Origin of the sequence: Campylobacter sp. JH23 (genome assembly GCF_017846595.1) — a bacterium.
GTDB lineage: Bacteria > Campylobacterota > Campylobacteria > Campylobacterales > Campylobacteraceae > Campylobacter_D > Campylobacter_D coli.
This window is the reverse complement of the sequence record NZ_JAEQBP010000001.1, coordinates 158,108-178,508: the sequence shown is the minus strand read 5'-3', so window position 1 is coordinate 178,508 and position 20,401 is coordinate 158,108. Positions and strand designations below refer to the sequence as shown.

The 20,401-nt window shown below is 30.5% G+C and carries 18 protein-coding genes and 8 tRNA genes; 18 read left to right on the top strand and 8 right to left on the bottom strand.

What is annotated here, in order from left to right:
- Nucleotides 1-2 precede the first annotated feature (2 nt).
- Nucleotides 3-1,121, top strand: a complete 1,119-nt coding sequence (locus KAR88_RS00915) for an inner membrane CreD family protein (RefSeq protein ID WP_002829989.1) — start codon at nt 3-5, stop codon at nt 1,119-1,121.
- Between the two features lie 9 nt (nt 1,122-1,130).
- On the opposite strand, the gene KAR88_RS00910 is transcribed toward KAR88_RS00915, so the two are convergent.
- On the bottom strand, nt 1,131-1,508 hold the full coding sequence (locus tag KAR88_RS00910) for a hypothetical protein (RefSeq protein WP_002776914.1): 378 nt from the start codon (nt 1,506-1,508) through the stop codon (nt 1,131-1,133).
- A 123-nt stretch (nt 1,509-1,631) separates the two neighbouring features.
- Between KAR88_RS00910 and KAR88_RS00905 the strand changes: the two genes are divergently transcribed.
- The 8 genes from KAR88_RS00905 (at nt 1,632) to KAR88_RS00870 (ending at nt 3,090) form a co-directional block, all read left to right on the top strand.
- Nucleotides 1,632-2,417, top strand: coding sequence for an amino acid ABC transporter permease (locus tag KAR88_RS00905; RefSeq protein ID WP_002776916.1), 786 nt, complete (start codon nt 1,632-1,634; stop codon nt 2,415-2,417).
- 61 nt (nt 2,418-2,478) lie between these two features.
- Nucleotides 2,479-2,554: transfer RNA gene (locus tag KAR88_RS00900), tRNA-Lys, on the top strand.
- 12 nt (nt 2,555-2,566) lie between these two features.
- Nucleotides 2,567-2,642, top strand: a tRNA-Val gene (locus KAR88_RS00895).
- Nucleotides 2,643-2,663: 21 nt separating this feature from the next.
- Nucleotides 2,664-2,740 (top strand) — tRNA-Asp (locus KAR88_RS00890).
- A 3-nt stretch (nt 2,741-2,743) separates the two neighbouring features.
- Nucleotides 2,744-2,819, top strand: a tRNA-Lys gene (locus tag KAR88_RS00885).
- Between the two features lie 13 nt (nt 2,820-2,832).
- Nucleotides 2,833-2,908, top strand: a tRNA-Arg gene (locus KAR88_RS00880).
- An 8-nt stretch (nt 2,909-2,916) separates the two neighbouring features.
- Nucleotides 2,917-2,992: transfer RNA gene (locus KAR88_RS00875), tRNA-Val, on the top strand.
- 21 nt (nt 2,993-3,013) lie between these two features.
- A tRNA-Asp gene (locus KAR88_RS00870) sits at nt 3,014-3,090 on the top strand.
- A gap of 3 nt (nt 3,091-3,093) precedes the next feature.
- Here KAR88_RS00870 and KAR88_RS00865 read toward each other — a convergent pair.
- Nucleotides 3,094-4,368: an aminotransferase class V-fold PLP-dependent enzyme gene (locus KAR88_RS00865; RefSeq protein ID WP_072213556.1), complete on the bottom strand. Its 1,275-nt coding sequence runs from the start codon at nt 4,366-4,368 to the stop codon at nt 3,094-3,096.
- A 34-nt stretch (nt 4,369-4,402) separates the two neighbouring features.
- On the opposite strand from KAR88_RS00865, the gene KAR88_RS00860 reads away from it, so the two are divergent.
- Nucleotides 4,403-5,287, top strand: a complete 885-nt coding sequence (locus tag KAR88_RS00860) for a DUF234 domain-containing protein (protein WP_025431512.1) — start codon at nt 4,403-4,405, stop codon at nt 5,285-5,287.
- The gene (locus KAR88_RS00855) at nt 5,284-6,303 is read left to right on the top strand and encodes a HAMP domain-containing sensor histidine kinase (protein WP_002784756.1); all 1,020 of its coding nucleotides are present in this window, start codon (nt 5,284-5,286) and stop codon (nt 6,301-6,303) included. Before KAR88_RS00860 ends, KAR88_RS00855 begins: the two co-directional genes overlap by 4 nt.
- 136 nt (nt 6,304-6,439) lie before the next feature.
- Here the strand turns inward: KAR88_RS00855 and KAR88_RS08780 are convergent, their stop codons facing one another.
- Together KAR88_RS08780 and KAR88_RS00845 are read right to left on the bottom strand one after the other, a co-directional pair.
- On the bottom strand, nt 6,440-6,880 hold the full coding sequence (locus KAR88_RS08780) for a hypothetical protein (protein ID WP_225982159.1): 441 nt from the start codon (nt 6,878-6,880) through the stop codon (nt 6,440-6,442).
- A 925-nt stretch (nt 6,881-7,805) separates the two neighbouring features.
- A tRNA-Leu gene (locus KAR88_RS00845) sits at nt 7,806-7,892 on the bottom strand.
- A gap of 250 nt (nt 7,893-8,142) precedes the next feature.
- Here KAR88_RS00845 and flgL point away from each other — a divergent pair.
- Both flgL and KAR88_RS00835 read left to right on the top strand, forming a co-directional pair.
- Complete coding sequence (flgL, locus tag KAR88_RS00840) at nt 8,143-10,395, top strand: flagellar hook-associated protein FlgL (protein WP_057037223.1); 2,253 nt, start codon at nt 8,143-8,145, stop codon at nt 10,393-10,395.
- A gap of 110 nt (nt 10,396-10,505) precedes the next feature.
- Nucleotides 10,506-13,475, top strand: coding sequence for a DNA translocase FtsK (locus KAR88_RS00835; RefSeq protein WP_002784742.1), 2,970 nt, complete (start codon nt 10,506-10,508; stop codon nt 13,473-13,475).
- A gap of 70 nt (nt 13,476-13,545) precedes the next feature.
- Here the strand turns inward: KAR88_RS00835 and rpsO are convergent, their stop codons facing one another.
- Complete coding sequence (rpsO, locus tag KAR88_RS00830) at nt 13,546-13,818, bottom strand: 30S ribosomal protein S15 (protein ID WP_002781371.1); 273 nt, start codon at nt 13,816-13,818, stop codon at nt 13,546-13,548.
- 165 nt (nt 13,819-13,983) lie between these two features.
- Between rpsO and KAR88_RS00825 the strand changes: the two genes are divergently transcribed.
- The 5 genes from KAR88_RS00825 to KAR88_RS00805 are packed head-to-tail and all read left to right on the top strand — an operon-like array spanning nt 13,984 to nt 18,471.
- Entirely contained in the window at nt 13,984-14,394 is a 411-nt protein-coding gene (locus tag KAR88_RS00825) for an RrF2 family transcriptional regulator (RefSeq protein WP_002776925.1), read from the top strand.
- A complete protein-coding gene (gene flhA, locus KAR88_RS00820) occupies nt 14,381-16,558 on the top strand; it encodes a flagellar biosynthesis protein FlhA (RefSeq protein ID WP_002776926.1) in 2,178 nt (725 codons plus the stop codon). The genes KAR88_RS00825 and flhA overlap by 14 nt, the downstream gene beginning before the upstream one ends.
- Nucleotides 16,559-16,566: 8 nt before the next feature.
- Nucleotides 16,567-17,619, top strand: coding sequence for a DHH family phosphoesterase (locus KAR88_RS00815; RefSeq protein ID WP_002795345.1), 1,053 nt, complete (start codon nt 16,567-16,569; stop codon nt 17,617-17,619).
- Nucleotides 17,600-17,842: a hypothetical protein gene (locus tag KAR88_RS00810; RefSeq protein ID WP_002776930.1), complete on the top strand. Its 243-nt coding sequence runs from the start codon at nt 17,600-17,602 to the stop codon at nt 17,840-17,842. The genes KAR88_RS00815 and KAR88_RS00810 overlap by 20 nt, the downstream gene beginning before the upstream one ends.
- Nucleotides 17,839-18,471: a hypothetical protein gene (locus KAR88_RS00805; protein WP_002776932.1), complete on the top strand. Its 633-nt coding sequence runs from the start codon at nt 17,839-17,841 to the stop codon at nt 18,469-18,471. Before KAR88_RS00810 ends, KAR88_RS00805 begins: the two co-directional genes overlap by 4 nt.
- Here KAR88_RS00805 and KAR88_RS00800 read toward each other — a convergent pair.
- From KAR88_RS00800 to dsbI, 3 genes are all read right to left on the bottom strand, one after another.
- Nucleotides 18,459-18,599 (bottom strand): hypothetical protein, encoded by a 141-nt coding sequence (locus KAR88_RS00800; protein ID WP_002781373.1) that lies wholly within the window; start codon nt 18,597-18,599, stop codon nt 18,459-18,461. The genes KAR88_RS00805 and KAR88_RS00800 overlap by 13 nt on opposite strands.
- Before the next feature lie 124 nt (nt 18,600-18,723).
- Nucleotides 18,724-19,362 carry a thiol:disulfide interchange protein DsbA/DsbL gene (locus tag KAR88_RS00795; RefSeq protein ID WP_002781375.1) on the bottom strand — a complete coding sequence of 213 codons (639 nt, stop codon included), beginning with the start codon at nt 19,360-19,362 and terminating at the stop codon, nt 18,724-18,726.
- A gap of 88 nt (nt 19,363-19,450) precedes the next feature.
- Nucleotides 19,451-20,146, bottom strand: a complete 696-nt coding sequence (gene dsbI / locus KAR88_RS00790) for a protein-disulfide oxidoreductase DsbI (RefSeq protein ID WP_002784738.1) — start codon at nt 20,144-20,146, stop codon at nt 19,451-19,453.
- Nucleotides 20,147-20,401: the final 255 nt, after the last annotated feature.

Below are 20,401 nucleotides of genomic sequence, written 5' to 3'. Positions count from 1 at the left end.
AGATGGAGCAAAAATTTGACGAAAATAAATTCATGCAAGAGTATGCTAGAAATCAAAGATTAAAATCTCTTACTTTAAAAGGTGTTTTGATTTTTATTATAAGCATAGTTTTACTTATTCCTTTATTGATGTTAAAAACCTTAGTAGAAGATAGAAAATATAATGCACAAAATGTTATTTCATTGATGGGAAAAGCTTGGGGTAGTGATGAGTTTTATACGCCAAGTTTAAATGAAAAAATTTTGCCTAATAAATTAGAGCTTTGGGTGGATTTAAAATATCAAGAACGCATTAAGGGTATTTATAAAATTCCGCTTTATACTGCTTTCGTGGATTTTAATGCAAGTTTTAATATGGAAAATTTAAGCAATTTTGATGAAAATTCTATCCAATTTTCAAATGGAAATTTAAAAGATTTACAATTTAATATCTTAAAAGATGTTTTATGGGTAAGTGGAACTTTACAATTAAAAGGTTATGACTCTTTTGATGCTAATATGCAAGCTAAAGAAAATATCATACATATAAACTCAAATGCTACAAACCCTTCCTTTGAATATGCTTTGCCAAATGATTATTCTATCGATAAAAAGGGCTTTAGTGCTTTTTATGAATTTCAAAATAGCATCTCAAATGATAGGGTGGAGAAAAGAAGATTGAGTGTTGAGTTTTATCAAGGGGTGGATGAGTATCGCTTGATCGATCGTATGATAAAATATGGGTATTTGTTTATTATTTTAACTTTCTTGGTGTTGTTTTTATGCGAGCTTGCTTCAAAGAAAAATGTTATTTTACTTCAATACGCGATTTTAGGAGCAAGTTTGATAGTATTTTACCTTATGCTTTTAAGTTTTAGCGAGCGCATAGGATTTAATTTTGCTTATCTTTTTTCAAGCTTGGCTATAATTATACCTTTATCACTTTACACTTTAAGCATCATGGGGCAAAAGCGTTTTGCTATAGTAATGGCTACGATTTTATTTATTTTATATTTATGTTTGTTTATTATGTTAAAGCAAGATGAATATGCATTATTGATAGGAACCTTTATAGCTATGTTTGGAATTTATGCAGCTATGTATTTTACTAGAAATTTAAATAAAGATTATCATCAAGGATGATTTTTTTTCTTAATGATAATCTTGTATTAGACTTTTTAAAATCACTCCATCAAGTCTTAATTCATAAGCTTTTTCAAGCTTATGTAAATTTTCTACTAGGAGTAAAATTTTGCTATCAAAGAGATAAAATTCCGCTACTTCAGAAGCAAAACGAGCTAAATTTTCATCATCAAAAAGTAAAAATTTAGCCCCTAAAGCATTGCTTAGAAAAATTTCATTTTTATCTTGTATCAAAACAGCAAAATCCAAATTTTCATTTTTTGCATTTTGGATGATTTCTTCATTATACAAAAAGCAAGAAATTTGATCTTTTTTTAGTTTTTTGCTTTCATCAATAAAGCAAAAATTTGAATTTTGTGTTAATAAATAGTGTCCTAAAATCAGCATTTTAGTTTCCTTATTTTGTTTTTATAATCATAGTTAAGTTTAACTTATAAAAAATTTTAAAATTAGAGCTTAATTAAATTTAATTAGACTTTGGCTAAAATATCTACAATAAAAGGAGAAAACTTGTCTTTATTTATACAAAAATGTAAAAATTTTAAATTTCAAGCACCACTTTCTAAAAAAACGATATTTTTTAATTCTTTGGTTTTAATTTTTATTTTAAGCTTATTTTTTTATTTTAGCTTTAGTGTGAGTGCTTATCATTTCAATTTTGTTTCTTTACTAGAATATAAAAATAAAATTATCTATGGTTTTTTTCAAACCCTATCTGTTAGTTTTTTTGCTTTAATATGCAGTATATTTTTGGGGATTGTAATTTGCTTTTTTTCTTTAAGTAAGATTATTATTTTGAGATTTTTTGCTACTTTATATGTGGAGCTTATACGAGGAACCCCCTTGCTTGTGCAAGTGCTTTTAGTTTTTTATATCATTGCAAATAGCTTAGGATTTGATGATCGCTACATCGTAGGGATATTTATCCTTTCCATGTTTTCAGCAGCTTATTTATCTGAAATTTTTAGAGCAGGGATTTTAAGTGTACCTATCATTCAAATAGAAAGCGCTAGGGCTTTAGGACTTAGCGAAAGGCAAATTTTTTTATACATCATTTTTCCTCAAGCTATTAAAAATATTTTAGCTCCTATTAGTGGGCAACTTGCTAACCTTATCAAAGACAGTTCTTTATTAAGCGTGATTGCACTTAATGAGCTTACCCAAAGTATACAAGAAGTGAATTCATATATCTTTGCAACCTTGGAAGGATATATCGTTTTAGCTTTTGCATATCTTATCTTAACCTTACCTATAGGTGTATTTTCACGCTATTTAGAAAGAAAATATCAAAAATAAGCTAAATTTCCTTGACAAATCGATATATATTTTGGCATAATCACATTTTCATTTAAAAAATGTCTCGTTAGCTCAGCCGGTAGAGCATCTCCCTTTTAAGGAGGGGGCCGTTGGTTCGAATCCAACACGGGACACCATTTATTTTTTAAGGTCGCTTAGCTCAGTTGGTAGAGCGCCACCCTTACAAGGTGGATGTCATAAGTTCGAGTCTTATAGTGACCACCATTAAATTATTACTTCTTAGGTGCAGCGGTAGTTCAGCTGGTTAGAATGCCGCCCTGTCACGGCGGAGGTCGCGGGTTCGAGCCCCGTCCGCTGCGCCATATGTCTCGTTAGCTCAGCCGGTAGAGCATCTCCCTTTTAAGGAGGGGGCCGTTGGTTCGAATCCAACACGGGACACCACTTATCGGGTTTAGACCCTTTCGTCTAGTGGCCCAGGACAACACTCTCTCTGTGTGGAAACAGAGGTTCAAATCCTCTAGGGGTCGCCAAAAATTAAGGTCGCTTAGCTCAGTTGGTAGAGCGCCACCCTTACAAGGTGGATGTCATAAGTTCGAGTCTTATAGTGACCACCATTCAATTATTACTTCTTAGGTGCAGCGGTAGTTCAGCTGGTTAGAATGCCGCCCTGTCACGGCGGAGGTCGCGGGTTCGAGCCCCGTCCGCTGCGCCATCTTTAAAATTTTAATTTAGCGATACTTTTTTGCAGTGCTTCAAAGAAATAATCAATATCTTCTTTTTCATGAGTATAATGCAAACTAATTCTTAGCCAACCCGGTTTAGTTTTTAATTCCTCATTGTCCTTTAAGCCCAATAAATCATGCCCATAAGGACCAGCGCAAGCACATCCCGCACGTGTTTCTATGTGGTATTTTTTACTCAGTTCATAGGCTAAGTCAAAAGGAGAAATATTTTTAATATTAAAAGCAAAGATAGGTAAGCGAGTTTTTATATTATTAGCATATAGGATTAAATGAGGTATTATTTTTAGTTTTTCAAAGAAGTATTCTTTTAAAATTTCTTCTTTTTTTTCTATTTCTTCTATGCCTATTTCATCCTTTATTTTAAAAGCTAAGCTCGCACGAATGAGTTGTAAAATTCCAGGAGTCCCTCCTTCTTCTAAAGCCTCTTCATTGCAAAGATAGCATTGAGAGGTACGCGAAACATAGCCTACAGTCCCTCCTGCGGCAAAACTAGGTTTACTTCCGCAAAGTTCTTTTTTAATTGCTAAAAGACCAGAACCTCCTATGCCGCCGATTAATTTATGAGAGCTTATAAATAAAGCATCATAATACTTGCAGGCTATATTTTTATAAGGGATAAAGCTTGACGCATCAAAAGCGACTATGCCTTTAAATTTACGCACTAACTTAGAAATGCGTTTATAATCACTTAATATACCTGTAACATTTGAAGCGAGGGAAAAACTAGCAATGATTTTTCTGTGTTGATTTTCTTTTAAAACTTTTTCTAAGATTTCAAAGTCTATATTTCCTTTTTTATCTAGGGGAATTCTTATGCATTCACACAAACCTTCGCGAAAAGAAAGCTCGTTAGAATGATGTTCGTAAGGCCCTACGATAACTAAGGGTAGGGTGTTTTTATCCACTTTATCAAAATACTTTTCTTTGATAAGTGGCGGGATGTAAATTCCAAGCAATTCTTGAAATTTTTTAATGGCGCTGCTAGAGCCTGATCCACAAGCAATAAGTGCAAATTCATCGCTTAAATCAAGGCTTGTTTTGATATCTTTGCGTGCTTGTTCATAAATTTGTTGAGTTTTAAAAGAGTTTAAAGAGCTATCAGAATGAGTATTGGCATAGCTTGGTAGTATTTTAGCAATTTCTTTTTCCACGCATTTTAGCGCTAAAGCACTAGCTGTAAAGTCAAAATGCAAGGTGCCTTTTTTTAAAATTATTTCTTTTTTTAAATCTGAAATTTGCAAGCACAATCCTTTAAAAATTTGCTAAAATTATACTATAAAAATACTTTTAAAAAGGAAAAATATAAATTTTAATCACTTTGCAAAATTTTGCAATACTTCAGCTTTAGCTAAAATTTTTGATTTTTATAGTGTTTTTGAGGGTTTTGAGAGTTTAGATAGTTTAAATTTTGAAGAAGATGTGTTTGAGAATATAGAATATCTTTTATTGAAAAATTACTTACATATTAAAGATTATTTTAAGCTTGATGAAACCGCTTCTTATGCTCTTAGCTTACTGGCTAAAAACAATCGTAAGCGTTTTTCTATCAATAGAAAAATTCAGCATTTTAAAGCTTTATCAACTTTAAAATATCTTTTAAGAGCGGGGATTATAAAACTTGAGCATAGCAAAGAAGCAAAAAGGATAAAAGATAAACGACAAAAACTTAAAAAAGAATTGAGATCTTATGTGATACAAGATAAAATTATCTTTGCCAATCACTTCACCCGTTTCTTTTTTTATTTTTTAAAGCCCAATGAAAAGTTGATTTTACAAAATCGTTATGAAGAAGTTTTGGGATTGATTAAAGAGAAATTTGAGCTTTATCAAAGTTTTTGTTTTGAACAGCTCTCTAGGGAATTACTTGAGAAAAAATTTCAAGTGAGTGGGGTGCAAAGTTATTGGGATAAAAATTTAGAACTTGATCTTTATTATAAGGATGATGAGATAAGTTTTATCGGTGAAGTTAAATTTAAAAATAAAAAAATTTGTAGAAATATTTTAAATCTTTTAGAATCAAAAGCAAAATCTTTAAAGTTAGAACCAAATAATTATATTATCATTTCAAAAAATGGTTTTAGTAAAGAATTTTATAAAATTTGCAAGCAAGATTTACTTTTGCTAGATTTAAATGATTTTAAAATTTTATTAGAGGAAGATAAATGAATGAAAATATTTTAAAAAGTCTTGATTCAAGTGAAAAAGAAACCTTACAAAAAGGCTTACAAAGCCTTATAGAGCAAACTTATATCGTAGAAAATGAATATAAAATTTTAAATGAAAATTACAATTCTTTGCGTGCTATGGTAGATGAGATTATCGAGGTTTTGCCTAGTGCGCTTTGGATTTTAGATAAAGAAAAAAATATTATTTTGCAAAATCAAGAAGCCTTGAAAAAACCTAAATTGCTTGATATTATCAGTCTTGAAAAAAATCGTGATGAGCTTGAATTTGAGAATAGATTTTATGCGGTTAAAATTATCGCTCATAATGAAAAAACCATAGTTTCAGCTACGGATATTAGCGATGAAAAGCGTAATGAAAGACTTGCTAGTATGGGAAGTGTGGCGGCGCATTTAGCACATGAGATAAGAAATCCTATAGGATCTATATCCTTGCTTGCTTCTACACTTTTTTCTCGTAGCGAACTTAAAAACAAACATATCGTACTTGAAATTCAAAAGGCTATTGCTAGGGTAGAGCGTATCGTAAATTCTACTTTACTTTTTACTAAAGGTGTGCACATCAATGCAAATGAGTTTAATCTTTTAGAATTAACAGAAGAGTGCGAAAGTGCCATAAATTCTTACAACTACTCATCTCAAATTGATTTTGAAATTAAGTTTTTAGATATGAAAATTTATGGAGATAAAGCACTTTTGTCTTTGGTTTTGCAAAATTTAATTTATAATGCCATAGATGCGATTGAAGAAAGCGAGTGTGAAAATCCTAAAATCAAAATTCAAGCAAGCTGTGATGAGCAAAATTTATACATTAGAGTTTATGATAATGGTTGTGAAATCAAAGATGAAAATGCAGTTTTTGAAGCTTTTAAGACAACTAAACTTAAAGGCAATGGATTAGGCTTATCACTTTCTAAAGAAATCATTAATACTCATAAAGGAGAATTAAAATTTGAAATTTGGCCTAAAAATTTTTATTTTGTTTTACCTTTGCATTGATAATAATTAAATCTTATAAAATTTTTAATTTTTTAATTGTTAAAATTTGAAATTAAATATCAAAGATAGCTTTAAGTATACAAAATAGCAAGTCAATAAGCCAAAACTGCATACTAAAGCTTAATTCATATCGCTTTTAGTTTGTATTTTTACTTTGTCTGACAATTCTTTCACATAATTCTTTATATCCTGGGATAACTTTTTCTTCTTTTTTGCTGATTAGGTTTGAGGTAGGATTTTTTGTTACTTTTTTGGGTTTTCCTATGGTTTGATATTCTAATTCTCTTATTTTTAGAGCTTCTTGTTTGACTCCTAAAGCATCTTGGTTTAATATAAGAAAATCTCTGATGATTGTTTTATATATATCCATCATTCCGCGTTTAAAGTGAGGGATTGCTCTTTCTAGATTGGTATATCGTGCATCATCTTTTAAAAATACTTCGCATAAATGCGACATGGCATGATGAAATTCATTTAAAACTGGTATGGGGGCACAAGAGATTTTTGTTTCTTTATATGTTATTCCTCCTCTATTTAATCCAAAAAAACCATAGTGCTCTGATGCGCGATTTAGCATTTCTATCGCTATTTTTTTCTATTTTCAAATCCTATATTTTTTCTGAAGGTATTGTATAGATCAATTGAATTATAAAATTCCACAACACACGAGCTTAATATTTGAGAAAGATCTCTATGGTGATTATCCATGCAAATTATTTTTTCTTTATAATGTATTTTCTCTGGTAATCTTTCTTGACAGCGTATAGCATTGATTATTTTTGCTACGATTTTTTGAGTATTGTTTTTATTTAATAAAGCTCTATAATAAAGTAAAAAGCAAAACACAAGTTCATAGTTTCTTCCAGAAATTAAGGATTCTCTATCTATTTTGTAAAAATTGAGAATATAAAATATAGTATTCGAAGTCTAATTTTATGCTACTTTTGCCGACTTCTCCTTTTAAAAACTGATCTTCCAATTCAGTAAAAAAAAGCATTTGTTTTTTTATTAAATGCAACATTTGCAGGAAATATCGCTATTCCTTTTGCTTCCATAACCCCCCCCCTTTTTTTTTAGTTATTGGTAATAGATTTTTATTTGTATCATAATTTTTTTATGAAAAATAATACAAATATTTCAGTTTAAATAAATATGACTTTTTAATTTTTTATTTAAACTTTCTCTATTGCGCGAACTACATCAAATTTTAATTTAATTTAAGTTTAATCATACATTTTTAATCTTATTTAAGAATATAGGGCTATTTTTATCTTATTTTAAGAGAGTGAGCTTATTGTTTTTAAATAATTTATAATTAAATGTTTAACATAATTTAAAGCATATTTGCTTGCATAAAAATATTCTTCATATATTATAATAAATGCTTTAACTGGGAAAAACTAATATTAAATGAATTTTTCAAAACAAATGGAAACAATAAAAATACAAATGATAAATATTTTTATAATAAAATCTTTGAAGTTAGTTAAATTCAAGTGGAATGGTGCCTGAGGTCGGACTCGAACCGACACAAGGTTACCCTTACCAGATTTTGAGTCTGGCGCGTCTACCAGTTTCACCACTCAGGCTTTATAAAGGTGTAATTATATCTATTTTAGACTAAAAAAGACTTTAAAAATATATAAAATATTTTAAAATTTATTTTTTATTTGCTTAAATGGAGTTTTGTATGAAAAATATCAAAATTTTTTAAGGATAAAATATTATTAAATTTTTATTGATGCCGATATTGTAAAAATAAAATTGGAACAATTATTGCTTGTATTTACAAAGCAATGTTTGAAAAGATTTATTTAAATCAAAACTCCAAGGATGAATATGAGAATTACAAATAAACTCAACTTTACAAATTCTATAAGCACTTCTATGGGCGCTCAAAGCTCTTTGTATCAGATTTCGCAGCAACTTTCATCAGGGATTAAAATCCAAAATTCTTATGAAGATGCAAGTGTTTATATAGATAATACTCGCCTTGAATATGAACTCAAAACTTTAGAGCAAGTTAAACAAGCTACAAACTCAGCTAAAGAAATGACGCAAAATAGCATGAAAGCTTTACAAGATATGGTTAAGCTTCTTGAGGATTTTAAAGTAAAGGTTACTCAAGCAGCAAGCGATAGTAATTCTCAAACTTCAAGAGAGGCTATAGCCAAAGAATTAGAACGCATTAAAGAAAGCATAGTTCAGCTTGCTAATACTAGCGTTAATGGACAATATCTTTTTGCGGGTTCTCAAGTTGCAAACAAACCTTTTGATTCTAATGGAAATTATTATGGAGATAAAAATAATATTAATGTAGTAACTGGAGCTGGAACTGAAAGCCCATACAATATACCAGGTTGGGATTTATTTTTTAAAGCAGATGGAGACTATAAAAAACAAATAAGCACTAATGTTAGTTTTACAGATAATCGTTGGGATTTAAATAAAGACCCTGATAAAACTAAATATCTCACAGGAGATTCTAAATGGCAACAACTTATCGGACAAAGTTATGTAAAAGATAATAGCTTAGATGCTGACAAAGACTTTGAGTATGATGATAGCAAACTAGATTTTCCTCCAACAACTCTTTATGTTCAAGGTACAAGACCCGATGGAACAAGTTTTAAAAGTGCTGTACTCGTCAAACCCGAAGATACTTTAGAAGATGTAATGGAAAATATTGGAGCTCTTTATGGTAATACTCCAAATAATAAAGTAGTAGAAGTAAGTATGAATGATAGTGGTCAAATTCAAATTACAGATCTAAAGCAAGGTAATAATAAACTCGATTTTCATGCTGTAGCTTTCACACCACAAGCTGATACCAAAGATGAACTTAAAAATATTATTGAAGCTGCTAATCAAGAGGGTATTTCAATGAATGAAGTTACAAATAGGGTTATGCAAGCTGCTACGGCTGCTCCTAGTAATGGAGATATTACAAATTTAAATAATCCTGTAACCATTCAAATTAACGGACAAAACTTTGAAATTGATTTAAAACAAACTGATTTTATCAAAAGTAAAATGACAGATACAGATGGAAATGCTGCTAATGGAGCTGATTACGATAATGTGTATTTTGAAAAAAATGGCAATACTGTTTATGGTAATGTTTCTCAAGTTATCAAAGGAAGCAATGCTTATGCCACTGATTCAACCAAACTTAGCGAGGTAATGGCAGGAGATAGCCTAAATGGTACTACTTTAAATTTAAAAGTCAATTCCAAAGGTGGAAATTCTTACGATGTTACTATAAATTTACAAACTTCAACTGTAAGCTATCCTGATCCTAATAATCCAGGTCAAACCATAAGCTTTCCTATTATGCATACTAATCCTGCAACTGGAAATAGTGGGGTTGTTACAGGATCAAATGATATTACTTATGGTCAAATTAATGATATTATAGGTATGTTTGCTGCAGATAAAATTCCTACAACAACCATACAAGCCAATAATGGTCAAATTAATAATGCAGATTATACCCAAATACAACAACTCATGAAAGATTCACAAGCTACTGTTGATGTAAGTATGGATTATAAAGGTCGTATTAGTGTTACTGATAAACTTTCTTCAGGCACTAATATAGAAATTTCTCTTAGTGATTCTCAAAGTGGCCAATTTCCAGCACCTCCTTTTACCACAACTTCTACTGTACAAAATGGTCCAAATTTTAGTTTTAGCGCGAATAATTCTTTAACTATAGATGAGCCAAATGTGGATATTATTAAAGATTTAGATTCAATGATTGATGCTGTTTTAAAAGGCAATATGAGAGCAGACTCCGAAAGTGAAAACCCTAGAAATACAGGTATGCAAGGAGCTTTAGAAAGACTTGATCATTTAGCAGATCATGTTAGCAAGCTTAATACAACTATGGGAGCATATCATAATACTATCGAAGGTGTTAATACACGCACATCCTTTTTAAGCGTTAATGTCCAAAGTATAAAATCAAATGTGATTGATGTAGATTATGGTGAGGCGATGATGAATTTAATGCAAACACAGCTTGCTTATCAAGCTTCTCTTAAAGCTAGTACAACAATTTCTCAACTTAGCTTATTAAATTATATGTAAAAAAACTATGCTATAATGGCTTCTTAAAAAATTATTTTCAAGGAAAAATCATCAAAAAAGAAGCCATCTTTACAAGTTCTACTTTTGGTATCTTTTATCTGTGTCTTTGTATGCTAGCTCCAGATATGGGAGTTTGGCTTTATAAGGCAAATTTGTTTTTGTTTGGAGAATTTGCGTATTATTATCCTTTTTTCTTATTTATTTTAAATTATGTTTATTATAAAAGAAATTACAAATTAGCTAATTTTACAAGAAGAGAGCTTTTTGGTATAGGATTTGCCTTTTTCTCGAGTTTGCTTTTATTTGCAGTTTTTTATCCTAATTCAGGCTATATACTAGAGCTTGCTTATGCGATTTTTTCTGCTATTTTGGGACATACTGGGAGCGGAATTTTCGCTCTTTTACTTTTGTTTTTTTCTTTTATTTTATTGTTTCCAAAAACTACAAAAGAGCTTTTTAAAATTGAAATCAATTTTAATATTTTACTCAAAATAGAAAATGCTTTAAAAGTATTATTAATGAGAGTTTTTGGTGGAGAAAATGAAAAAGATGATTTAAGCAAGATAGAGCCTAAAGCACCTATTGTTACTTTAGAAAAGAATACAGCTTTCGTTCAAGAAAAAATTCAACATGAGAACGAAAATTTAAACTTAAATCCAACAGAAGAGCTTGTTAAATATAGCAATATAAACGCAAGCAAAAATTCCATAATCACCGCAAAAGAGAACTTTGAAAAACTCAAAAACCAAATTTTAGACGAAAAAGTAGAGATAGATAAAGAAAGCATAAAAGAAGCTAAAAGTTTCATTTATGAAAACTCGCAACAAGTAAGAAATTTTGCCCAAAAAGCGAGTAGAATGAGTATAAAACTTGATGAAGATTTTAATTTTATTTCAGAAGAAGAGGTAGATATGATCCCAGAACGATTTTTAAAACCTAAAAAGCTTGAGGATATTAAACAAATTGACACAAGCAATAAAAATTTAGATGAGCCAAGCTATAAAAGAAAAAATATTGAAATTTCTATACCTAAGCAAGAAATAAAACCAAAAATTTTTACCAAAGAATTAGAGCTTAGAGAAAATTTAATGAAAGAGGCAAAATTAGAACAAGAATACAAAGCTTATCAAAATGAAATTTTAGAAAATAAAGTTCAAGAAGAAATTAAAGAATTAGAAAAAAAGGATAGTTTAGAGCCCAATTTAAATCATATCATACAAGGAAGTAAATACAATTTTGGTACACCTTTGCAAGAAGTATCAAGCGCAAAAGAAGAAATAAAAACACAAAATGCACCAATTCCTTCTATCTTAGAAAAGACAAATGAGGTTGAAATTATAGACTTTGATGAAAGTGAAATTGAAATCAAAAAAATGGAAAGCATAAATAAAAGCATCCATGATTTTATACCCATAGTTGAAGAATTGGAACATCCTTATATAGAGCCTACTCCTATTGTAAAAATTGAAGAGCTAGAGCCTTTAAATAATCAAATAAATAAACAAATCCCAATTCAAGAGAAAGATGAAATCACAGAGCAAGACAATAGCTTTAGCAAGGAGCAAATTTCACAAGAACCAAGCCAAGAAATCACTAGGCAAAAAGCAATTTTAGCTAAAGAAATCGAGCTTAACAAAGCTTTACTTAGGGAAATAGAGCAGGGCGAAATGGAAAAACCTAAAGATTTTGAGCTTCCACCGCTTGAGTTTCTAACAAACCCTAGTCACAACAAGCAAGAGATTAATGAAAGTGAAATTGATAAAAAAATCTATAATCTACTTGAAAAATTGCGTCGTTTTAAAATAGGGGGTGATGTTATCAGCACTTACATAGGACCTGTTGTAACTACTTTTGAATTTCGTCCGAGTGCAGATGTGAAAGTCAGTCGTATTTTAAATTTGCAAGATGATTTAACCATGGCTTTAATGGCAAAGTCAATCCGTATCCAAGCGCCTATTCCTGGAAAAGATGTAGTGGGTATAGAAGTGCCAAATGATGAAATTCAAACTATTTATTTAAGAGAAATTTTAGAAAGCGAAGTCTTTAAAAACGCAAAAAGTCCTTTAACCATAGCTTTGGGTAAAGATATAGTAGGAAATGCTTTTGTAACTGATCTTAAGAAACTTCCACATTTACTCATTGCAGGAACCACAGGAAGTGGAAAGAGTGTGGGTATAAATTCTATGCTTTTAAGCCTTTTATATCGCAACTCTCCAAAAACTCTACGCTTAATGATGATAGATCCAAAAATGCTTGAATTTAGTATTTATAATGACATCCCTCATCTTTTAACACCAGTAATCACCGATCCAAAAAAAGCAGTTAATGCTCTTTCAAATATGGTTGCAGAAATGGAAAGACGCTATCGTTTAATGGCTGAAGCAAAAACTAAAAACATAGAAAATTATAATGAAAAGATGAAAGAGCTAGGGGAAGAAGAACTTCCTTTTATTGTTGTGATTATCGATGAACTGGCTGATTTGATGATGACTGCAGGTAAGGATGTGGAATTTTATATAGGTCGTTTAGCGCAAATGGCAAGAGCAAGTGGAATTCATTTGATCGTTGCGACACAACGCCCATCGGTAGATGTTGTAACAGGGCTTATCAAGGCCAATTTACCAAGTAGAATTTCTTATAAAGTAGGGCAAAAAATTGACTCTAAAGTTATCTTAGATGCTATGGGGGCTGAAAGTTTGTTAGGTAGAGGGGATTGTTTGTTTACTCCTCCTGGAACAAGCTCTATCGTTCGTTTACATGCTCCATTTGCAAGCGAATTTGAGATAGAAAAAATCGTAGACTTTTTAAAAGATCAACAAAGCGTAGAATACGATGAAAGCTTTTTAAAAGATCAACAAAGTATGGGCGTAACAAGTAGTGAAAGTATGAATAATGGCGAATATGATGAACTTTATGAAGATGCCAAACGCGTTATACTAAGCGATGGAAAAACAAGTATTTCTTATCTGCAAAGAAAGCTTAATATCGGATACAACCGCGCAGCCAATATTATTGATCAGCTTACAGAAAGCGGAGTGCTCAGCGAACCAAACTCTAAAGGACAAAGAGAAATTTTATAAATCTTTGGTAATTTAAAAGATTAAAGAATGATTTGAAGATCAAGCCCTGAAAAAAAGGGCTTGTGAAATTTTATTTATCTCTGAGATTTAATTCTGTAATTAATTTACTATAAGAATTGTAATCTTTTCTTTTTAGATAAGCTAAAAGTCTTTTTCTTTGACCTACAAGTTTTAAAAGTCCTAATCTTGAAGAAAAATCTTTTTTGTAGATTTTTAAATGTTCTGTAAGTTCTGCAATTCTTGCACTTAAAAGTGCTACTTGAACTTCTGTCGAGCCAGTATCGCCCGCTTTTCTAGCGAATTTCGCAACAATTTCTGCTTTTTTAGCCGAATCCAAAGCCATGATAGACCTCCTGATTGGTGATTTTAAAAGCTAAGATTATATCAAATAAAACAAAAAATAAGCTGAATTTTATATTTTTATTTCAATCATCATTTTTTAAGCCATTTTCTAAGGTTTTTTTATTATAATTAAAACTATTTTTTTATTAAATAAAAGGAGAAATCCGTGCTATTTACCAAAGCTAGCGAGTATGCTTTACTTTCTTTGATTTATATCGCTCATAAAGAAAATCCTCAAGATGTTGATTCTTTAGCATTAGAACTTAATATTCCTAAAAGTTTTTTAGCGAAAATTTTACAAACTCTAGCTAAAGACAATTTATTAAAATCCTTCAAAGGCGCTAAAGGTGGTTTTGCTCTTATTAAAGAGCCAAGTCAATACAGCATAAAAGAAATTGTCAATAGTGCAGAAAAGAAAGAAGTAAGTGTTTTTGAATGCAGTGGTGGAGTATGCCCTAATAACAAAGAAGAAAATTGTACTCTTATGCCAATGCTTGTAAATTTACAAAACAAAGTAGATGAATTTTTAGACTCCCTTACCCTAGCGGATATTATGAATCATAATGGCAAAAAATAAATTAGTCGATCTTGTTTTTCCTTTTTTGGGGCCTTTAATTGGTCCTGTATTAAGGGCTAAAAGCCTTACTATAGTTGGATTTATAGTATGTATTTTAGCTATTATTATCGTTCCTTTGCCAAGTCCTATTTTGGACTTTTTTTTAGCTTTAAGTATTGCTTTGTCAGTGCTTATTATTTTAATTTCTATTTATATCCCTAAACCAACGGATTTAACCACTTTTCCAACTCTTATCCTCATCATTACGCTTTTTAGACTTTCTTTAAATATAGCCACTACAAGAATGATTCTAAGCGAAGGGCAGAATGGTCCAGCAGCAGTGAGTGAGATCATCGCAGCCTTTGGAGAATTTGTTGTGGGTGGAAATATGGTCATTGGGGTGATTGTATTTTGTATTTTGGTTTTGATCAACTTTATGGTTGTAACCAAAGGTAGTACAAGGGTCTCTGAAGTACAAGCAAGATTTACCCTTGATGCGATGCCAGGAAAACAAATGGCTATCGATGCGGATTTAAATGCAGGACTTATTGATGAGCAAACTGCAAGAGCGAGGCGTCAAGAAATTATCGCTGAAGCCAATTTCTATGGTGCAATGGATGGTTCTTCTAAATTTATCAAAGGGGATGCGGTTGCAGGTATTATTATAACCATTATAAATATTATAGGCGGCTTTTTAATAGGTGCTTTTCAGCACGATATGGCCTTATCTGATGCAGCTTCCACCTATACTATACTTACCATAGGCGATGGTCTTGTATCACAAATTCCAGGACTTATCACTTCTACAGCAACAGCTATTATCATTACCCGCGCAAGTAAGGATGAGGAAAATTTTGCCGAAGGGACATTGACACAGCTTTTAAGCGAATACCGAACGCTTTTAATCGTAGGTTTTGTCCTTTTTATCTTTGCTCTTGTTCCAGGTTTGCCACATTTATCACTAGGTTTTATGGCTTTGGTATTTTTAGGACTTGGTTATCTAACCAAACAGGTAAAAGAGGGTAAAATCGAAGTTAATGCACCTAAAAAAGCAAAAGCAAGTGCGGCCAATGCTGCAAGTGGAGCGGGTGGGGCTGGCGGAGTTACTGCTCCTGCTAAAAAAAGCGAAGAAGAAATTTTAAAAGAAGAAGAGCATAAAATAAACGATATACTCAAGGTTGAAATTTTAGAGCTTGAGCTAGGTTATGGTTTGATAAAACTTGCCGAAAGCGAATTAACCGAAAGAATTCGCTCCATGAGAAGAAGTATTGCCGAAAGCTTGGGCTTTTTAATGCCAAAAATTAGAATTCGAGATAATTTACGACTTAAGCCCAATGAATACAGCTTTAAACTAAAGGGCGTATCTATAGCAAGTGCTGAAATTTATCCTGATAAATATTTGGCTATGGATAGTGGCTTTATCACAGAAGAGATTGAAGGGATTGCTACAAAAGAACCTGCTTTTAACTCTGATGCACTTTGGATAGATGCAAATTTAAAAGATGAAGCAACTTTAAATGGCTATATCGTTATAGATCCAGCAAGTGTGATCTCAACGCATATGAGCGAGCTTATCAAAGCACATGCAAGCGAACTTCTTACACGCCAAGAGGTGCAAAATCTTCTTGATAAGGTTAAAAATGATTATCCAATCATAGTAGAGGGTGCTTTAGGTGTAGCTCCTGTGAGTCTTATTCAAAAAATTCTTAAAGATTTACTCAAGCACAATATACCTATTAAAGACATGCTGACTATTTTAGAATCCATAAGCGATATTGCTGAAGTAAGCAAAAGCTTTGATATGATTATAGAGCATGTAAGGGCGTCTTTGGCTAGAATGATTACTAATATGTATCTTGACGATAAAGGAAATTTAGATATTTTCATTTTAGACTCTGCTAGTTCTGCAGTTTTAATGGAAAATGTGCAATTTAGAGATGGTAGCTACCATCTACCTTTAAGTGTAGCGCAAACAGGAACTTTGGTAGACACTTTAAGAGCTGAAGTTGCCGCAGTAGCAAATGGGCGTATCAAGCCTTTTATACTTTGTGTTGAGCCACAACTTAGAAAATTCATTGCTGATATTTGCTATAATTTTAATATCAATATAGTTGTACTCAGTTTTGCAGAAATAGCAGAAAATACAAATTTTAATACCGAAGGTATTATTAGGATAGAACTTTAAGGAAATCAATGAAAATTTATCATCTTTCACATACTGATCTTGATGGCTATGCCTGTCAATATATAGTCAATTTTTATTTTAAAAATGTAAATTTTTATAATTCTAATTATGGTAAAGAGATCAATGAAAATTTTAATGCAATTTTAGCAGATATAGAAAAAGATAATAGTTTTGGGCAGGCTATTATTTTAATCACTGACTTGAATTTAAATTTAAACCAGTGTGAAGAATTTGATAAAATTTGTAAAGAAAAAAATATCAAAATCTTTTTATTAGATCATCATCAAAGCGGTGAAGAGTGTGCTCAAAAATACGCGTGGTATCTACTGGATAATCAAAGATGTGCGACTAAAATCACTTATGATTTTTTCTCTAAAATTTGTAAGCCTGATTTAGAACTTTTAAATTTTGCTCAGGTTGTAAATGCTGTTGATATTTGGCTAAGTGAGGATACGAATTTTGAGCTTGGAAAAGTTTTTTTGGGTTTGATTGCCAATGCAAAAGAAATCAATCGTGTGATGTTTAAAGAAGCTCAAGTTTTTTATATGTTTTTCTTGCTTGAAAGAGCAAGAAAATTTATAAACCAACCCAATTCACATATTTTACTAGATAATGCTATCCATTTTATTAAAAAAGATTTTTTTGCTAAAAATCATGATGACACTCTTTCTAATCTCATCTCTTATTTTGTAGTAGAAAAGCTTAGCGAGTTAAAAGAAGAATTCAGTATAGAATATGAGGGTCATAAGGGAATTCTTACCTCAAATATAGGCAATACCTCTATCATAGGTAATGAATTTTTAGTTAAAAATCCTGACTATGATTTTTTCATCGATGTAAGCTCTAGAAAAACCTTAAGTTTTCGTGCAAATGGTAAGATTGATGTAAGCTTGATGGCTAAAAAGCTAGTAGGTGGAGGAGGGCATAAAAATGCTAGTGGTGGGCTTTTTGCAGCTTATAAAGATGGAGCAAATTATAACTATATCAAAGCTCAAATCGTTGATTTGATAAAAAGTAAAGAACTTAAAAAAGGAAATTCAGATGCCACAAACACACAATAAAAATTTAAAAAATGAATTAGAAGATCTAAGATATGAATTAAGCATAGTTTTAGAAGCTATGCTTTTATATGCAGGTGTTAAAAGAGAGAAGCTAGAAAGTGCTATAGAAGCTTATATAGATAATATAGACAGTGTCTTGGAAAATTCAAACAAAGAAGGGGTTGATGAAGTTTTAGAAGTGGTAGAATTTTTAAAAAATCAACATTCAGAGCTTTTTCAATGAAAAAAGTATTTCCGATACTTATTAGTCTTTGTTCTTTATCACTTGCTAATGTTTATGAAAAGCTCAATGATTTTGCATATGAAAAAAAGCCTAATAAAGATTTTAAAATTCAAGAAGTTAAATTGGTGCAATTTTTACAAGATGATAAAAATTGCCTTGAGCTTTTGATAGAAGCAGGGCGGGTAAGAATTCTTAAAAGCTATAATGAGTGTCAAAAATTAAGCAAGGATGCTGACTTTCAAAAATTTCTTAATGAAGATTTTTTAAGATTGTATAAAAACAATGGATATTCTATCAATGAAAATTTGCAAGATCTTAAAAAGGCTATGCAAGATATTATGATATATTATAAATTGCGTTTCGCTTTTAGTAAAAATATACAAGATATGAGTAAAAATAAAAATTTAAGCATTTTAAATATAGATGAAAAAGAAGGAGGCACACTTCTTTATAAAATCAACAATCAAGCTTGCGTAGCCATAGAGCTAGCAAGACACAATTCTAGAATGGCTATGAAAGTCTATGGAATGGAAAATTTAGATAAAGAATGCAAATTATTTATACAGGCTCCATCTTTTAAGAATATTTCTTTTACAAAAAATGATTTTAAATGGTATTATTTAGAATAAAAGAAAGTCTTTAATTTTAAAAGTATTTTTTTAAATAAAAGCACTAAAGCAGAGGGTTCTTTTTTACCAAGAGTTTTGAAAACACAATTATCAAGATCTTTTTTTTCTTGAACGCTTAAATTTTTCATTAAAAACAACCTTTAAAAATATTGCGAACTAATTATAACTAAAGAACTTTATTTTTGCATTAAAAGAAAAATTAATATTAAATTTCAATGCATTATCTAGTGTTAGAAAATGCATTGTTTTATTTTATGGCATATTACTAAGTTTTTTGACGATATCTTCTAAAGCTTGCATTGAACTGATGGCGCTAGGATTGATTTGATATTTACCATTTACAACAAAAGCAGGAGTGCCATAAGTCCTAGCTATATCATTTGCTCTTTTAAATTCGTTTAAAATTTCTTTGGCTTTAGGGGTGCTTAAAAAATTCAATACTTCATTTTTATCGACATTCATAGCCTTTAAGCCTATATCATAAAATTCATCCGAGCTTGAAAAATTGTCCTGCTTGTTTATAAAATAAACTACAAAATAAACATCGGCAAGTTTATGTGATAAACTATCACTATAACTAGCATCTTTGCCATTTTGCTCATCTTTAAATTGGGCAAAGGCAAAAAGCTCGTTAAGTTCATTTGCGTATTCTCCATTCATAAGGCTCACAGGATAGAGTTTAAAATGCAAATTTGGAAAAGCCTCTCTAAGTTTTTCTAAGGTGCCAAATTTATGGTGATTGTAACAATGTATACACTTATAGGAAAAAGCCTCCACAACAGAATTTTTAGAATCAGGCAAAGTTTCTGATAGGGTGATAAAATCATCTGCCATCGCAAAAGTGCAAACAAGACTCAAGCTTGTCAAAATTTTTGTCATTTTTTTAAACATGATTGTTTATCCTTAATTTGATATAAAAAGTAATTCTATTTAAAAAGGATAAACAAGTAAAAAATTTAATCTTTAAAATAAGTATTTTTTAACCCAATATCTTAAGCGCTACAACTAAGCTTATAGTAATGATAGTAAAAACAATTTTTCTTTGACTAAAAACATAGCTTACAAACATTATAAAAAGTAAAATAAAAGAGCATAAAAATGCTATAAAACAGCAAGTAGCCATATTCATAAATTTCAAACTAGGGATTAAATACCAGCCATTATTATAAATTCCATTTTTTCCTACAAAAAATTCTTGGAAAGCATTTAAATAAGCAGACTTTGGAACCATGGGAAAATCCATTCCGCATTGTCCTACGGGTTTAAACCAAGAAGGAAACCGTTCGTGTAAAGGCAGATTAAAAGGGTAGAGTGGAATATCGCGACATCCATTAACACCACTGAAAGGGTTTTCCGTGCTAATAGCTTCATGAATGCGATTTAAATTCAACGAATGTTCTAATCCAAGCCAAATTCCATAAAAAGCTAAAGTATAGGCAAGGATTTTAATAATGGTATTTTTAGGATTTATCAGCGCAATGATGCCTCCTAAAGCTATAATTAACATATCTAACCTTATATAAACACATTGTTCACAAGGTCTCATATAAAGATACTCTTGAAATAAAAAATGCGCTATTAAAACAAGGCTTATCATTATAATACTCATAATAAACCAAGGATTACGCATATCTTGCCATTTAGAAAAATAAACAAACCAATATAAATTTTTCACCTTATTTTTTACTCCTTAAATAATACTTACAGACAAGCAATCATTATAAAAGCTTAATAATAAATACATTCTTAAAAATTTTAAAATTTGGAAAATGTTTTGATGTGTAAATTCAAAAGAATAGGGTATTTATTTTTATTTTATAAATTATCATTTATTATATTATTTTGATAAAAATATATAATGATATGTCAATGCATATTATCTTGACTATTTGAAAAAAAGATAAATTATAGTTTTCAAATTACAAAATAA

Coding starts and splice junctions, on each gene's coding strand:
- KAR88_RS00835 (WP_002784742.1), top strand. CDS start 10,506: ATGCTAGCTCCAGATATGGGAGTTTGGCTTTATAAGGCAAATTTGTTT.
- KAR88_RS00800 (WP_002781373.1), bottom strand. CDS start 18,599: ATGAAAAATTTAAGCGTTCAAGAAAAAAAAGATCTTGATAATTGTGTT.
- KAR88_RS00810 (WP_002776930.1), top strand. CDS start 17,600: ATGCCACAAACACACAATAAAAATTTAAAAAATGAATTAGAAGATCTA.
- KAR88_RS00915 (WP_002829989.1), top strand. CDS start 3: ATGGAGCAAAAATTTGACGAAAATAAATTCATGCAAGAGTATGCTAGA.
- KAR88_RS00795 (WP_002781375.1), bottom strand. CDS start 19,362: ATGTTTAAAAAAATGACAAAAATTTTGACAAGCTTGAGTCTTGTTTGC.
- KAR88_RS00815 (WP_002795345.1), top strand. CDS start 16,567: ATGAAAATTTATCATCTTTCACATACTGATCTTGATGGCTATGCCTGT.
- flhA (WP_002776926.1), top strand. CDS start 14,381: ATGGCAAAAAATAAATTAGTCGATCTTGTTTTTCCTTTTTTGGGGCCT.
- KAR88_RS08780 (WP_225982159.1), bottom strand. CDS start 6,880: ATGCTAAATCGCGCATCAGAGCACTATGGTTTTTTTGGATTAAATAGA.
- KAR88_RS00805 (WP_002776932.1), top strand. CDS start 17,839: ATGAAAAAAGTATTTCCGATACTTATTAGTCTTTGTTCTTTATCACTT.
- KAR88_RS00910 (WP_002776914.1), bottom strand. CDS start 1,508: ATGCTGATTTTAGGACACTATTTATTAACACAAAATTCAAATTTTTGC.
- rpsO (WP_002781371.1), bottom strand. CDS start 13,818: ATGGCTTTGGATTCGGCTAAAAAAGCAGAAATTGTTGCGAAATTCGCT.
- KAR88_RS00855 (WP_002784756.1), top strand. CDS start 5,284: ATGAATGAAAATATTTTAAAAAGTCTTGATTCAAGTGAAAAAGAAACC.
- flgL (WP_057037223.1), top strand. CDS start 8,143: ATGAGAATTACAAATAAACTCAACTTTACAAATTCTATAAGCACTTCT.